Source organism: Borrelia sp. HM, from assembly GCF_019669085.1.
GTDB lineage: Bacteria > Spirochaetota > Spirochaetia > Borreliales > Borreliaceae > Borrelia.
The window spans coordinates 769,963-786,517 of the sequence record NZ_AP024401.1; the positions used below are offsets into that span (position 1 = coordinate 769,963).

11 protein-coding genes are annotated in these 16,555 nt (G+C 28.0%); 5 read left to right on the forward strand and 6 right to left on the reverse strand.

Annotated elements, in window-relative coordinates:
* Positions 1 to 6 precede the first annotated feature (6 nt).
* From K5563_RS03645 to K5563_RS03660, 4 genes are all read right to left on the reverse strand, one after another.
* Entirely contained in the window at positions 7 to 1,395 is a 1,389-nt protein-coding gene (locus K5563_RS03645; protein ID WP_221037615.1) for a cation:dicarboxylase symporter family transporter, read from the reverse strand.
* 69 nt (positions 1,396 to 1,464) lie between these two features.
* The gene (locus K5563_RS03650; protein ID WP_221037616.1) at positions 1,465 to 3,042 is read right to left on the reverse strand and encodes a glucose-6-phosphate isomerase; all 1,578 of its coding nucleotides are present in this window, start codon (positions 3,040 to 3,042) and stop codon (positions 1,465 to 1,467) included.
* A 25-nt stretch (positions 3,043 to 3,067) separates the two neighbouring features.
* Positions 3,068 to 3,457: a ParB N-terminal domain-containing protein gene (locus K5563_RS03655; RefSeq protein ID WP_221037617.1), complete on the reverse strand. Its 390-nt coding sequence runs from the start codon at positions 3,455 to 3,457 to the stop codon at positions 3,068 to 3,070.
* 4 nt (positions 3,458 to 3,461) lie between these two features.
* A complete protein-coding gene (locus K5563_RS03660) occupies positions 3,462 to 6,275 on the reverse strand; it encodes a PBP1A family penicillin-binding protein (RefSeq protein ID WP_221037618.1) in 2,814 nt (937 codons plus the stop codon).
* Positions 6,276 to 6,739: 464 nt separating this feature from the next.
* On the opposite strand from K5563_RS03660, the gene K5563_RS03665 reads away from it, so the two are divergent.
* Positions 6,740 to 7,525, forward strand: a complete 786-nt coding sequence (locus K5563_RS03665) for a PilZN3 domain-containing protein (RefSeq protein WP_221037619.1) — start codon at positions 6,740 to 6,742, stop codon at positions 7,523 to 7,525.
* Positions 7,526 to 7,532: 7 nt separating this feature from the next.
* A complete protein-coding gene (locus K5563_RS03670) occupies positions 7,533 to 8,621 on the forward strand; it encodes a tetratricopeptide repeat protein (protein WP_255571088.1) in 1,089 nt (362 codons plus the stop codon).
* Positions 8,622 to 8,646: 25 nt separating this feature from the next.
* Here K5563_RS03670 and K5563_RS03675 read toward each other — a convergent pair whose 3' ends face one another.
* Entirely contained in the window at positions 8,647 to 9,651 is a 1,005-nt protein-coding gene (locus K5563_RS03675) for an L-threonylcarbamoyladenylate synthase (protein WP_221037621.1), read from the reverse strand.
* A gap of 121 nt (positions 9,652 to 9,772) precedes the next feature.
* On the opposite strand from K5563_RS03675, the gene K5563_RS03680 reads away from it, so the two are divergent.
* Positions 9,773 to 10,567, forward strand: a complete 795-nt coding sequence (locus K5563_RS03680) for a septal ring lytic transglycosylase RlpA family protein (protein WP_221037622.1) — start codon at positions 9,773 to 9,775, stop codon at positions 10,565 to 10,567.
* Here K5563_RS03680 and K5563_RS03685 read toward each other — a convergent pair.
* The gene (locus K5563_RS03685) at positions 10,557 to 12,665 is read right to left on the reverse strand and encodes a helicase C-terminal domain-containing protein (protein WP_255571089.1); all 2,109 of its coding nucleotides are present in this window, start codon (positions 12,663 to 12,665) and stop codon (positions 10,557 to 10,559) included. The genes K5563_RS03680 and K5563_RS03685 overlap by 11 nt on opposite strands.
* Before the next feature lie 157 nt (positions 12,666 to 12,822).
* Here K5563_RS03685 and K5563_RS03690 point away from each other — a divergent pair, with 157 nt between their 5' ends.
* Positions 12,823 to 13,818: a tRNA-dihydrouridine synthase gene (locus K5563_RS03690; RefSeq protein ID WP_221037623.1), complete on the forward strand. Its 996-nt coding sequence runs from the start codon at positions 12,823 to 12,825 to the stop codon at positions 13,816 to 13,818.
* The gene (valS, locus tag K5563_RS03695) at positions 13,818 to 16,451 is read left to right on the forward strand and encodes a valine--tRNA ligase (protein WP_221037624.1); all 2,634 of its coding nucleotides are present in this window, start codon (positions 13,818 to 13,820) and stop codon (positions 16,449 to 16,451) included. Before K5563_RS03690 ends, valS begins: the two co-directional genes overlap by 1 nt.
* Positions 16,452 to 16,555: the final 104 nt, after the last annotated feature.

Here is a 16,555-nt window from a genome sequence, read left to right on the forward strand (position 1 = left end):
ATTTCCTTATTGTGATATTTCATTTCTATTATTATAAAGATTGATATCTAATTGATTAAGCTTTTTTGCTGTGATTATGCCTGCAACCATTGAATCACTTACATTAACAGATGTTCTACCCATATCAATTAAAGGTTCAATAGATATTAATAGTCCAACAAGTTCAACAGGTAGATTCATTGATGAGAGAACCATTAAAGAAGATATTGTTGCACCACCCCCAGCTCCAGCTACTCCAAATGAAGTTATTATTATTATTCCTATAAGTTGGAGAATGAATAAAGGGTTTGTTGGATTTATTCCTTGAGTAGGAGCAATCATTATTGCTAGCATGGCAGGATGAATGGCCGCACAACCATTTTGTCCAATGGATGCTCCAAAAGCACTTGCTAGATTTGCAATTCCCTCGCTAACTCCTAATTGTTTAGTTTGTATTTCTACATTAACAGGTATTGTTGCTGTGCTAGAACGAGATATAAAGGCAAATGTTAGAACTGGCCATGCTTTCTTAATAAATGTAATTGGATTTAGCCTGTTAAATGCAATTAGTGTCATGTGCATTAAAAGTGTAAGACCAATGGCAATATAAGAAGCAAATGCAAATTTTCCAAGTTTCATGATGCTTGCAGTATCACTTGTTGCTGATATTTTTGTAATCATTGCTAATATAGCATAAGGTGTTGACTTGATAATTAAAATGATCATTCCTGAAGTTAAATCTTGTACTGTAGATATTATTTGTTTAAAAAATTCTATTGATTCTGGTTTTTTTCTTGCAACTTTAAGAGCAACTATTCCTACTAAGGCAGCAAATATGACTATTCCTAGTGTTGAATTTGATCTTGTTCCTGCCATATCTGCAAATATATTTTCAGGTATAATTTCTGATATTTTTTGCGTAATTGGAGTTTGATATAAGCTTTCAAGACCTCGATTTAGTTTATTGCCTTGAATAATTTCATCTGCTCCAGATTGAAGTCCGTCTGCTGTTAATTGAAAGAAGAGAGCTGTGTGAATGCCAATTGCTGCGGCAATTCCTGCTGTAAATATGAGTATAAATATTACAGATAAACTCATCTTCCAAACATCTTGGCTATTTGTTAATTTTACTATTGCAGATATTATTGATACAAGTATAAGTGGTATTACCATCATTTTAATAAATCTTATATATCCTATACCTATGATATTAATCCATTGAATAGTTTCTTTTAATATTCTTGGCTCTGATTCATAAAAATATTTCATGCTTATACCAAAGATTATTCCTAGAACTAAAGATATTAATAATCTTTTTGTAAATGAAATGTGTTTTTTGTGTAGGAAATATAGAAGTCCTATTAGTATCATCATGATTGTTATATTTAATATAATATACAGTATTGTTTTATCCATTTTTACCTCTTATTTATAAGTTTTATTTTGGAGTGTATATTTTATTCATATTTTTCTTATTAATTCTCTTTATAATTTAAGCAAGCTATTGTAAGATTTGATTATTTCATCTTTTGTTTCGTTATTATTTAAAATTTTATTTGCAATTATTTTGCCAAGTTGAACGCCTTCTTGATCAAATGAATTTATGTTAAGTAAAAAGCCTTCAAACATCACTTTGTTTTCATAGTGCGAGAGTATTGCACCCACACTATAGGGTGTAAGCTCTTTTGAATATATTAATGAAGAAGGTCTCTCACCCTCAAAATTTTTGTTTTTGTCCATGTCTTCTTTCCCATTCGAGAATGCTATTATTTGAGCTATTAGATTTGCTTTTAATTTTTTGTTATTTGATGTTTCTTCTGTAATATCTTCTTTTAGTTGTGATTCGTTAAATCCTATTAAATCCATTGGCACTATCTCTGTTCCTTGATGAAGCATTTGAAAGAATGAATGTTGGACATCTGTTCCAATGCCTCCCCAAATTATTCTTACTGTTTTGTAATTAATTTTTTCTCCAAATCTGTTTACACTTTTTCCATTACTTTCCATTTCAAGTTGCTGTAAATGAAGATAAAAATTTTCCATTGCTTTTGAATATGCAATAATACAGTTACTGCTATAGTTGAGAATATTACTTTCATATATACTAATTAGTGCTGCTAAGAGAGGAGCATTATCTTTTACGTTTTTATTTAATGATTTTTTATCGACTTCATGAGCTCCTTTTAGGATTTCTTTTGTGATATTTTCTGTAAAGCAAAGAGTAATTAGGGCAAGACCTACAGCTGATGTTGGTGAAAACCTTCCGCCAATTGAGTCATGCATAAAGAAGTATTCAAGATATCCTTTTTCAAGGGCCAGCATACTTCCCTTTGAAGTAATGATTACAATTTGTTTTTGATATTCGTTGATACCATTATCTTTTAATTTTTTAATTAAAAATTGCATGTTTGATGCTGTCTCTAGTGTGTTCCCACTTTTTGACACTATAATAAATAGTGTTTCTTTAAGATCTATTTCACTTAAGATCTCTTCTGCCTCATCTGGATCAACATTTGAAATGAAATATGCTTTCATGAGATGTAAGTTTTGCTTATTTGCATAATTTTTTATTGTGGTATATAGTGCTTTTGGTCCAAGACTTGAACCACCAATTCCAATTTGTACTACATTTTTAAAGAGTTTTCCGCTTATACTCTTAATAGAGCCGTTGTGAACTTGTTTTGCAAATTCAAAAATTCTTTCAAGTTCTTTTTGAAAAAATTTTCTCATATTTTCGTTATTTTCTATGACTTCTGTTCCAAGTTGACCTCTTGTCAAATGATGTAGAACTTTTCTATTTTCGCTGATATTAATATTATTTCCATTAATTATTTCTTTGTATTTTTCTATTAGATTTGCTTCATCACTTAAGTTTTGAAATATTTTTAGGTGATTTTCATTAATTTGTTTTGTAGCATAATTGTAATGTACTTCATACCCGTCTATTTTGATATCATATTCTTTTATTCTATTTTCATTTAAAGCTTGATGTAATTTTTCTGGATTGGTTTGTCTTAACTCTTGAAAGCTTTTTAGTTTATTAAGATCTGTGTATTTAAGCATAAGGCATCCTCCAATGTTTATAATTCTATTTCTTTATTTTAAAGATTAGTTTTATTTTAAGTATAATAGATTTTAAAAATCTTATTATACTGTTTTCCGAATAATTTTTTAATTGATTTTCCCCTGCCTCTGCTTCACTTTTTGTAAATGATTTTCTAACATTATTTTCATCAAGTTCAATTTCAAGTAGAGTTTTCTTATTTTCTATAGGAATTACTTTGACTTCTACTTCTTTATAGCCAAGTTCTTTTAAAACTTGATATCTTCTAAAGCCTGCTACTAGATTTTTATTTTTATCTATTATTATTGGATAAATTAAGCCATGTTTTTTGATACTCTCTTTAAGAGTTGCAGTATCTCCTATATTTTGTCTTATTCGTCTTTTAATTTTTATTTGTTCTAGATCTATTAACATTTTATTAATCCAATTGAATATTTTCCCCATTTACATCTTTATGTTCTTCATTTTCGATGTTGGGAGAATTTTTTTTAAGTTTTGTGTTATCCTTAAATTCTTCCTCTTCTTTAATTTTTGTATATCTTTTTTTATTTGTTTGCATATCAATAATATTATCATTTACTTCATCTATCTTGGTATTATTATTAGTATTATTATTTGTTCCATCTCTTTTATCTAGATTGATATCATTAGCATTATTGTTTATTACATCTGGAATGTCATGATTTAGTTTTTCTTGATTTTGGTATTCAGTTTCTGAAGAATTATTATTGTTAATTTCATTGATATTATTAATATCTTTTTCAGTTGATATTTTATTTTCTATTTCATTTGATTTGTCAAAATTATCCATAAGATATTCAAATTCATTAGTTTCAATTTGCAAGTCATCATTATCATTTATTTTATCTATCCCATAAATATTAAATTCCATTTTATTTAAAAATTCAGATTTATTTTCATAGTATTTTGATTTTTCAAATGGCTGAGTTCCTGAAATAAATATTTCATTTATTGTTTTCTCATTTTCTACTCCTTCTGGTAATAATCCTGTTTCTGCTTGTACTTTTACGTTAATTATTCCTTTGGGTCTTACAAAGACTTTTGTAGGTAAATTTTTATGGTATTCTGCCATGAATTTACCCCAGCTAGGACTGGCAAGACCTGTTCCTGTTCCAGCAATTCCTAGTGAGTATCCCTTTTTGTCAAAGCCAACCCAAACAGCTACTGTTATGTAGGGCGAGTATCCTATTGTCCAAGCGTCAGCCCAGTTCTGAGTGGTTCCTGATTTTCCCGCAATGTCAGATTTGAAATCTTTAAGATTTGTATATCTTTGATTTGCTAAAGTTCCATATTGGATTGTTGATTTCATCATGTCTGTCATGATATATGCAGTTTGAGGAGATACTATTTGTGCATTAGATCCTTTATTTTTAATTTCTGTCAATATGGTGGATTCTATGTTTGCTATTACTTTTCCATTTCTGTCTTCAATATATTTTATGCCGTATGGTTCAACCTCTTTGCCATTATTTCCTAAGATTGCAAATGCTCTTGCCATTTGTATAGGTGATGTTGATATAACTCCAAGTGCAAGGGGATATACTTTAGGAAATGTTTTGTTTATTTCATTTTGGTCTTTTATGCCTAATAATTTAGCAGAATATTTAATTGCATTGTCAAAGCCTAATTTATCTAGTATTCTCAGAGATGGAATATTTAAGGATAAAGCTAGTACTTTACGTGTTAATACATTGCCTTTCCATTTTCCTCCATAGTTTTCAGGGGCATAAATTTCACCTTCTTGGTTTAAAAATGCCACTGGAGAATCTGAAAACATTGTTGCAGCTGTAATTTTTTTTAGATCGATTGCGGCTGAAAAGTATAATGCTTTAAATGAACTTCCAGGTTGTATTTTTGCTTGTGTTGCTCTATTAAATTCGCTTCCTTTTCTATATCCACTTCCTCCAACCATTGCTTTTATTGCCCCTGTTGCAGTGTCTAGTGCTATTAATGCACCTTCTGGTTGTACAGTTGAATTTGGATTTGTTTTATTGTTTGTTGTGTATTCTTTTGTTGCTTTATCTATTTTATCAATGCCTAATATTGCTGCAAAACTTGCAATTAAATCAATGTTATCTTCATAAAATTTTCTTGTTCGTAGTTTTTTGTATTGTCTTCCATTAACTCTTGTACTTTTTATACCAAGTAGATCAGATATTGTATCAATTACAGGAACTATTTCAGAATTAATTACTAATGTTTCAGATGATTTTGTAGAATTATACATTTTTCTTGTTTTTGTAATCATTTCTTGTGTAATCTTATCTGCACATTTTTGTGCATCAAGATCAAGTGTTGTGTATATTGAATATCCGTCTTTGTATATGTTTGCTTCTGCTGGGAGATATTTAATTATTTTTTGTCTTATATATTCTGAAAAATAAGGAGCGTGATCTTCTTTATCAGAAATAGCTGTTGTGTCTGCCATACGAGTCCAATCGTAGTTTTCCCAGTATTGATTAAACTCTATCTCAGCTAGTTTAGGACTTATTATCCCATTAGATACTACTTGATTTAATACTGTTTTTTGTATTTTTTTAGCAAATTTTGGATTGTAAAATGGTGAATATAGTTTTGCATTTGGTAGTTGTATGATCATCAAAACGGCTTCTGCAGTATTAAGATCTTTGACACTTTTATTGAAAAAAAATTTTGAAGCTGCTACGACTCCATAGTTTCCGTTTCCAAAATACACCTTATTAAGATATTTCTCAATTATTTCATATTTTGATAATTTTTTTTCAAGTTGTATAGCCCACCAAATTTCATTTAGCTTTCTTAGGATTGATCGTTTTTTTTGATTGGTATAAAGAAGTTTTGCTAATTGTTGTGTTAAAGTGCTTCCTCCTGAAAAATATCTTCCAAGAGCGATATTAAACGCAGCTCTTAGAATTCCTATGAATGAAAAACCTCTGTGAAAGTAAAAATTAAGATCTTCACGTATTAATAGAGTATTTATTAAGTTGTTAGGCATCTCTCTTAAAGATAGTAGCTCTCTATTCTCATCAGAGATAAATTGTGTTATTACCTTTCCATTAGCATCAAAAAGTTTTGATGGTATAGCTGGGTTCACGTTACCAAATTTTTTGTCTTTTTGAATATTTATAGTTTCAGCTAATGCAATTGAGAGCGAAATAATAGTGAAGCTGACAGAAAAATATGTGAGATATATGAGAACATTGTCCTTTTTACTAAATTTGAAGTTTTTCAAATTATATCCTTCCAATTAATTATACTATAAATATGATACATTTGGTTTTTATTTTTATTTAGTGATTATTAATAACTAAAATTATTATAATTTTTTTATGTATATTACTACATAATTTTATAATACAAAGTTATAAAAAATAAAGTCTTAAATACTTGGTTCTTTTTATATTCTACATTGAAAATTATAATAAGCATAAGCATTAACTGAAATTAATCACTTTTTTTGATATGACTTGTTTAAGGTTTTATTTATTCAATTAATTTGACATTTTGCTTTTATTTAGTTATAGATTAGATTTTAATATCTATGTTGAATAAATAAACAACTATTGGTTGTATGCAATATTTTGGGATAAAATTATTGCAAGGTGTATGCATAAATTAAGATTTTTTAGGTTTTATTGCTTTTAAGTTTCTAAATATCGATTTCAACATGTTTGTTAGATTTCAAAGGAGAGGTTTATGTTTTTATCTAAGAAAATAAAAGATTATGAAACTAAATATAAAGGTAAAGAGATTAATATGAGCACTGAAATTAACAGTTTTCTTAATATTAAAAATACTGTTGAAATTAGAGTTGGTGATTACGTAGCATGTGGTGTAATTTATTCTATTTCTATGAATGCTATCAAACTTATTTCGCAAGAAGATGAAGTTTTACCTGTTTTAGCAAAAAATGGAAATTCAGGTAGTCTCCAATTTAAAAGTTTTGACAATATCGGAGATAGTCCTTTGTTTGTTCATCCTTTATTTGTTAAATTAGTTAATACATCTGCTTATGCTGTGCAGGATAAGGAGTATAATTTATTGACTTTAGATTTGATATCTGCTATGCCAGAAGATTTTGCTATTAAGATTGGTAAACTTCTTGATTTGAAGCTTGGGCAAAATCAAAGAATTCATGAGCGTATTATTATTAATAAAGATTCCCTTAGAAAGCTTAATCTTATATCTGATAAAGCTTTTATTGAAATTAATGGTACTAAGCATAAATGTTTGATTAAAGACATGTCTTATGGAGGTGCACTTTTAATATCTTGTTTTAATTTTGAAGGAATGGATGAAGGTAATACTGATTTGACTTTGAATTTTGATATTGCAGGTAAAAAAGTTTTCATTGTGGGTAAAGCCAGAAATTTAAGTGTTATTCAGACGCCTAATGGTAAAGTTTTGGCTTTAGGAATGGCGTTTTGTGAGGATAGAATTCCGCTTGATTACACTATGTTAATTCATGATTATTTTAACTAGAGAGTTTATGTTGAAGAATATTATTTATATTTCGCTTCCAGTAAATTTTAAAACTCAAATTAAGGACTTTGTATTTGATCCTAAGATACTTTTACCTGTTGAGGTTGATAATATCCGAAATTTTTCTCAAGATGAACTTAATTTTGAATCCGTTATGTCTGCTATCCTTAAGATTGCAGCTTATGATAAAGATAATGTTAATTTTATTTATTATAAAAATCTTCTTTTAGCTTTAAAGCCTAATATTGTTAATGATCTTATTAATGTTGGGCTTGTCAAGATTGAAGAAGGAGATTATAAGTTAGCTCTTGAAATTTTTTTGTCATTAAAAGGCATTGATGAAAAAAATGATATTCTTCTTTTGAATTTGGCATTATTGTATGAAAAACTTGCTGAGAATTTTTTAAAATTTGAGCAAGATAGGGATGCTTTTAGTAGCAATCAAAGTGCTTTAGAGATTTATGAGTGTCTTTTAGACTTTAAAAATCCAAATGAAAATGTTTTCGCAAATGCAGGATTTTTCTTTATTAAACAGTATAAATTGGGTAAAGCCCAAGAATTGCTTAATCATTATTTAAAAATTTCTACTAATTTTAAATTGAAGAGTAAAGTAAGCGAAGTGTTAAATTCTATAGAGGAGTATAAGAGTTTAAATATAAATCTTGAGCAAATATATGATTTAATAATTCTCTCAAAGGAAGATGAAGCTATTTTTAAGCTTATTAAACTTTTAGAATATCATACAAATTCTTGGAATGCTTGGTTTTTGCTTGGATGGAGCTATAGGAGAAAGGGAGCTTACTCTAATGCCAAGGATGCTTTTCTTAAAGTATTATCTCTTGATGCTGAGAATATTGATGCCATGAATGAACTTTCAATATGTTTAATGGAGCTTTTTGAATTTAATGATAGTCTTAAGTATTTGTTTAAAGCTTTAAGGCTTGAGCCTGATAATCTTAAAATTATTTCAAATCTTGGAATTCTTCATTTAAAGATGGAGCGTAGGGAAGAAGCTAAAAAATATTTTGAGATAGTTCTTGAGTATGATTTAAGTAATCCTATTGCTCTTAAATACTTGGATCTTTTAGGTAGATAATTTTAATTGATTCTTGATATTGCTTTCATAAAATAAATTTATTTAGGCTAGCTTTCTTAAGTCTATTATTAATTGAATATCCAAATTGACTATTATCTACAAATTCAGCAAGTATTTGTTTATATGTTTTTTCAGATTCCACAAATATTTTATAAATATTTCTTGCATATTCTTCTAGTGTATTAAATACGCAGATGTTATTCATATCCCAAAGATCATTAAACCAATATGATTTAAAAGTATCTTTCATTATGAGTATTTTTGTGTCTCTTTGTGTTGCATACCGTCTTATGTTATCTCCAGAATTAAATAAATAAATGGGTATACGTGGTCTGTAGTGCTCTAATAAGTTACCCGGCGACTTAGATAGTGTTTTTTCTTCTGTTGAATATTCTACTCGAAATTCTCCCTTGAGTTCTTTCTCTATCATTTCTTTTGTAATAGAACCTGGTCTTAGTATTAGTATATCTTCCTTCGAATTGAATCCTATAACAGTTGATTCTATGCCAATTGGTGACTCATCCTCATCTTTTTGTATAATGCCTTTAACTAGACCATTGAGTTCCTTAATTGCCATTGTAAAATTGGTAGCACTGGGGCGTTTTGATAAGTTTGCTGATGGTGCTGCTATTGGAACTCCGCTCATTTGAATTAGTTTTAGGGCTATAGGTTCTGATGGTATTCTTATTGCTATGCTATCAAGTCCTCCGCTTATAAATTTAGACATTTTACTTGCATTCTTTAGTATAAATGTCAAAGGTCCTGGTGTAAATTTTTGCATTAAAATCATTGCACTTTTGGGTATATTTTCTACAAGTTCACTTACCTTTTCTATTGATTCAACATGTATTATTAAAGGATTTGTAATGGGACGTTTCTTTGCTAAGAATATCATTCGTATTGCGTCATCATTATATGCGTCAGCCCCAATTCCGTATACTGTTTCTGTAGGAAATACTACTAATTCTCCTGCTTTTATAAGCTCTACTGCTTTTTCTAATTCTGAATATTTTATAATTTTTGTTTCCATTAGTTTAATTCTCTATTTATCTTATTTATTAAAACAAAAAAATTATAAATAAACAATTGAAAGTAATTTGGATAGTTGACTTTATGTTGCAAATATTAAGTTTTATATTATAATATGCAGTATGGTAGATTTGTTTAATCTAAGGAGTACTAGCTTTAGGCTTAGTTTTTTATTCTTATTGTTTGCTTGTACTCAGTTGAACAGTGCTATTGTGGGACTTGCTTCATGGTATGGAGAAGCTTTTCATGGTAAGGTTACTGCTAATGGTGAAAAGTTTGATATGACAGCTCTTACTGCTGCGCATAAGGAACTTCCGTTTAATACTGTTGTAAAGGTTACTAATTTATTGAATAATAGAACAGTTATTGTAAGAATTAATGATAGGGGTCCTTTTAGAAAGGATAGGATCATTGATTTATCAAAATCTGCTGCTGAAAAATTAGATTTTTTAGGCATAGGTGTTGCTCCTGTAAAAGTTGAGATAGTAGAAAAATTAGATGAAAATAGAGTCGTAGCACAAGAATCTAAGAAAACTTTTAATATGCTAGATTCTTCTAAGGACAATTATATTGTTTCAGATTTAAAATCTGAAAAAGATCCTAAGGATACTAATGTAGATAAAGCCCACTTTGATGTTGCAGAAAAGATTTTAGATAGTTCTGATCACCAAGAACCAGATTTCTATATACAAATTGGTTCTTATAAGACTAAAGATTATGCACAACGGGCTTATAAAATTCTTAAAAAAGTTGGACTTAATGTTTTAATAAATACTCATGGTCCTTTTTTTACAGTTTTCATTCCTACTTATGCTGATGATGTTCATAAAAATGTTGAACTTATTAAATCTACAGGTTATAAAGATGTTTTGGTAAGAAAGACTAAGATTCCAGGAGATAATATTTCTATAGATTAGCATTTTGGACTATTTGTTTAAAGAATGTATCGATTATGCTTTTTATGTTTTTGAAATTCAAGTAATATGTTTTGATATCAGGCAAGGCTTGTAAGAATAATGTGCCATAAGGTTGTTCAAAAATCCTTTTATCAAAACATACTATAATGCCATAATCTTTTGGATCTCTAATTAATCTTCCAACTCCTTGTTTAAATTTCATTACTGCATGTGGCAATGCTTCTTTTAAAAAGAAACTTTCATTTGCTTTTATGGCTAATTCGTTTTTGGCCATAAAAATTGGATCTGCAAGATTTTGAAATGGTAGTTTAGGAATTATTACCATTGTTAATTTATCACCTTTAATGTCAATTCCTTCCCAAAAATTTTTTATTCCTATAAGAACGCTTTTTTTCTTTGATTTCCTAAAAGCATTTATAAGTTCATGTTTTGGTAATTCTCCTTGTACGAAAAGGTTTATACCATTTTTAAGAAAAAAGTCTTTAATATTTTTACTTGTATATTCTAAGCTTTTAATTGATGTTAAAAGAATCAAGGTGCCTCCTTTGTTTAGAATTACAAGTTCTTTAATATATTGTATTGATTGATTTAAAAATTTTTCTTCTTTAGTAGGATTTTCAATATCTGATACAACTGCAAACATTGATTTTTCTTCATAAGGAAAGGAATATGGTAATATTTCTGTTTTAATATCTTTATCAATTAAATTAAGTCCTGTCTGTTTGATAAAATATGAAAATGATTGGTTTATAGTAAGAGTAGCTGAAGTAAAGATTACTCTTCTTGCCCGTTTATGCAAAATATCATTTAATCCAGGACCCAAATTAATCTCATATGTTTTAAATATAGGTATATTATTTTTATTATCTATCCAAATACAAAGATTAGTGTATTGATTTACAAAGATAAATTTTGAAATTAGTGATTCTTTTAATTCTATATTTCTCATTAATCTGTTTATTTCAATTTTGTCCATATTGTTTTCAATGTTTTGTGTTAGTGATATTATAGCTTCTCTATAATTTTTTAGATTATTCAGAATATATTTTAATTGTGTTTTAATGCGTATATAAGAACCTATCTTATGTGTATTATTAGTTATTCTATAAACTGGTGGAAAATTTTTTTGTATTTTCATTAAATATTCTATATCTTCAAGGCTTATCATTATTGCAGTCTCAAAATCATCCGTATTTTGATCGTTTGTTATATTTTGTCTTTTTATAACTTTATTTATTTTTGTAAAAATTTGTTTCATTCCTATTCTTGAAAAATTATTTCCAAATAAGGTTCTAGCAGCTTCTTCTAAATGGTGTGCTTCATCAATTATTATGTTTTTTATATTAGGTAAAACTGAATTAATCTCTTTATTTTCATTATCTTTTTCAGAGTTTTTAGAGTTTTCAGAACCTTTTTTATCGTTTTCTTTTTCTTTTAGTATTTCATTTTTTATGTAAAGATCATTTAAAAGTAAATGATGATTGGTGATGATAATATTACTTTCTATTATTTTTTTTCTTGCCTTTTTAAAAAAACATTTATTTTCATCAGGACAGGTAATACCTGAACATGTTTCACGGCTTGCTGATATCTCTTCCCAAATTTTCTCATCAACAAAATTAAGTTCGTCTTTATCTCCTGTTTTTGTTCTTTTTGACCAGTCCAGTAATGCTTTTAATTTTTCTTTATTAAATGAGTATATGAACAAACTTTTTTCAAATTCTTCAAGTCGGCGTAGACACAGATAATTGCTCATTCCTTTAATTATTCCAAATTTAATTTTAAAAGGAATGATTTTTTTTATAGATTCTATGTCTTTTTTAATTAGTTGTTCTTGAAGATTAATAGATGCTGTTGAGATTATTACTTTTTCTTTTGTTTTTTTAATAAAATCAATAGCAGCAATTAAATAAGCAAAGCTTTTGCCTGTACCTGTTGGTGCTTCAATAACTAAAAAATTTTCATTTTCAAACGATTTGCTTACTTCTTCTATCATCTTTAATTGTGTATCTCTTTTTACAAAGCCTTTGATTTTTAATTCTGCTTTTTCTAATATATATTCAATTAAGTCCAATTTTATAAGTATCCTTTTTAACATTTTATAAATTTTCTCAATATTGTGATGATTTTAATTTGATATTTTTGCTAATACTATAATTATTATAGTAATTAAAGATGAAATCTAATAGAAAAAATAGTTATATCTTTTTATATACTTATTTACCATGTTATTGTCTTATTATATATTTAATTTTATGAATTTTTTAAATAATATAAATCGTCCAATTATGATTTTGGCTCCGATGGAAGATGTGACAGATACTGTGTTTAGAAATTTGATTCATTTGATAGGTGATGAGAAGGATGGGCCTGATATTTATTTTACTGAATTTATTTCTATAAAAGGACTTTTAAGTAAATCAAAACAGTCAATCCAGCATATTTTAACAAAAAATGATGAACTACAAAGACCCTTAATTGCTCAAATTTGGGGTAATAATCCTGATGAATTTTTTAAGGCAATAGAAATTTTAAGCAAATTGGGATTTTGGGGGATTGATCTTAATATGGGTTGTCCCAAGAAAAAGATAGTTAAAAAGGGAGTTTGTTCTGCTTTAATTAATAATAAATCCTTAGCTCGTGAAATAATTATTGCAAGTAAAGAGGCATGTTTGAAATTTGGATTGCCTCTTAGTATTAAAACAAGACATGGATTTTTTAACTCTGAAGTTGAAAATTGGTTAGGATTTTTGCTCACATTAGGAATTGATATGTTGACTGTGCATCCTAGGCTTGCTATTAATCAAAGTGAAGGTCCAATAGATATGAATGTGTTTGCTGAAGTTGTTAATCTGAAAAATCAAATCAATCCTTCTACATTAGTTATTGGAAATGGAGATATTTTAAGTTTAAAGCAAGCGTATCAAATTGTAAAACAGTATTCTCTTGATGGAGTAATGTTTGGTCGTGGGATTTTTAAGAATTTAAACTTATTTAGAGAAGGTTTACCTAATTTTTTAAGTAATAATTTGAATTTTAGGTTAAATATATTAAAATTTCATATAAAAGATTTTCATTCTACTTGGGGTACTAATAAGGATTTTAATAAACTTAAGAAATACTTTAAGATTTATTTTAATATAGATGAGAGAAATAGTGAGTATTTTTATAACATTATAAATTCAAATAATTATGATGAACTTTTTGAAAATCTAAGCCAAATCGATATGATAGGAGATGACCTTAAATAATGAGTTATGAATTTTCAAAAAATTATGATCCTAAAGTTTTTGAAGACAAAATTTATAAGAAGTGGTTAGATAATGATGTGTTTAGACCCAATTCTGGATTTAAATCCAGATTTAGTATGGTAGCACCTCCTCCAAATGTTACAGGTATTCTTCATATGGGACATGCTCTTAATTTTACTTTGCAAGATATTTTTGTTCGTTACAAAAGAATGCGGGGAGTTGATACTCTTTGGCTTTTTGGAACAGATCATGCTGGAATTGCAACACAATCGGTTTTAGAAAAACAGCTTAAAGAATGTGGAAAAAGTAGGGATGATTTTAGTCGTGAAGAATTTGTTGAAGAAATTTTTAAATTCAAAGAGAAACATAGAGAAATAATTGTAAATCAAATAGAGAAACTTGGAGCATCTTATGATCACTCTAGAGAAAGATTTACTCTTGATGCTGAGCTTTGCCAGGCCGTTAATAAAGTTTTTATTGATTTATATAATAAGGGATTAATTTATAAGGGAGAATATCTTGTAAATCTTGATCCTGGCTCTGGGAGTGTTGTTAGTGATGAAGAAGTTGAGTATAGAGAAGTTATTGGAAAAATTTATTTTGTTAAATATTTGTTAGATGATAATAATTTTATTGAGGTTGCAACTACTAGACCTGAGACAATGTTTGGAGATGTGGTAGTTGCTGTGAATCCTGATGATGAACGTTATAAATCTTTGATTGGTAAATATGTCACAGTTCCTATTGTAAACCGAAAGGTTAGAATAATAGCAGATCATTATGTTGATATGGAATTTGGTAGTGGTGCTTTAAAAATAACACCTGCCCATGACCCTAATGACTTTGAAATTGCAAAAAGGCATGATCTTCCTAAAATTAATATTTTAACTAGGGATGCAAAACTTAATGAAAATGTTCCAGTTGAATATCAAGGATTAGGAGTTAGCGATGCAAGAGTTAAAATAGAAAGAGAGCTAATAGAAAAAGGATTATTAATAGATATTAAGATTCATAAACACCAGGTTGGGCATTGTCATAGATCTGGAGAGATTATTGAACCTTATTTATCAAATCAGTGGTTTGTAAAAATGAAGCCCTTGGCTGATAATGCTTTAAAAGCTTTAATGGATGGCCAGATTAGATTTTATCCTAAGAAATGGGAAAATACATATAAGCATTGGTTGCTTAATATTAAAGATTGGTGTATATCTAGACAGTTAGTTTGGGGACACAGAATTCCTGCTTGGTATGATGTTGAAACAGGAGAAATTATTATCAGTGAAATTGATCCTTCTTTGACTGAAAGGTATAAGGGTAGGAATTTTTTTAGGGACCCAGATGTACTTGATACTTGGTTTTCTTCTTGGCTCTGGCCATTTTCTTCTCTTGGCTGGCCAAAAATGACTTGTGATTTCAAAAATTATTATCCTACAAATACTTTAATTACTGCTTATGACATAATATTTTTTTGGGTAGCACGAATGGTAATGGCGGGCCTTGAATTTACAGGACAGGTACCATTTAAAGATATATACATAACACCTCTTTTAAGAGATAAAAAGGGTAAGAAGATGTCTAAATCTTTGGGAAATGGCATAGATCCTCTTGAAATTATTGAACAGTATGGAAGTGATGCTTTGCGTTTTACTCTTGCATTTTTATCTGTTCAAGGTCAGGATTTAAACATTGATACTAAAGATTTTATGTTTGGAGCTAAGTTTGTAAATAAAGTGTTTAATGCGTGTAAATTTATTTTGACAAATTTAGAAGGTAGAGTAGTATTAGAAAGTGAAAGTTTGGAATTAGATGATGTTGATAAATGGTTGCTTACAAGTTTGAATTCAACTATTTTAGGTATAGATTGGGCTTTTAAAAATTATAGATATAGTGAGGCCACTAAAGCCATATATGAATTTTTTTGGAATGATTTTTGTGATTGGTACATTGAAATTGCTAAAATTAATTTAAGTAATGATGATACTAATCTTCAAAATATGGTTATCTCTAAGCTGCTTTTCTTTTTAAAAGAATCTTTACTAATTATGCATCCGTTTATACCCTTTATTACTGAAGAGATTTATTCTAAGTTTATGTCTTCAAAGGATATATTGGCTTTAGCAAAATATCCTGAAACTGTTATTCAGAGAAATTTTAAGGAAGAATTTCAACAATTTAATTTATTAAAAGAATTTATTGTGTCAATTAGGACGCTTAGGAGTGAGTTTAATATAGTGCCTAGTATTAAAATTAATGTTGCATTAAAGTTTAGTGATACTTTTAAATACGAGAGATATTTTAGGAAGCATGAACATATTGCAAAAAAGCTTATTAACTTTGATTTTATTTTTTATAATGAAAATTATGAAAATATGATAGGTGTTCCTAATGTTAATTTTGAAAGTTTTGCAGATATTAAGAATCTAATAGACACTGATAAAGAACTCTTGAGGCTTAGTAAAAAGCTAGAAAAATATGAAAAACTTAAATTTTCATCATTAAAAAAGCTTGAAAATCAAGATTTTTTGTCAAATGCTCCTGATGAGATTATTGAGCTTGAGAATTCAAAATTAGAAGAGTTTGATTCTTTCATTTTAAAAATTAACAATTATATTAGTAATTTAAGAAAATGTTAGTAATTTTTTTAGTTTAAAGTGTTATTTTTTAATTGTAATTTATTTATGCAAAGTATTTCGTTTATTTGATCTTGATTAAATTATTCATTATAGTATTCAAAGAA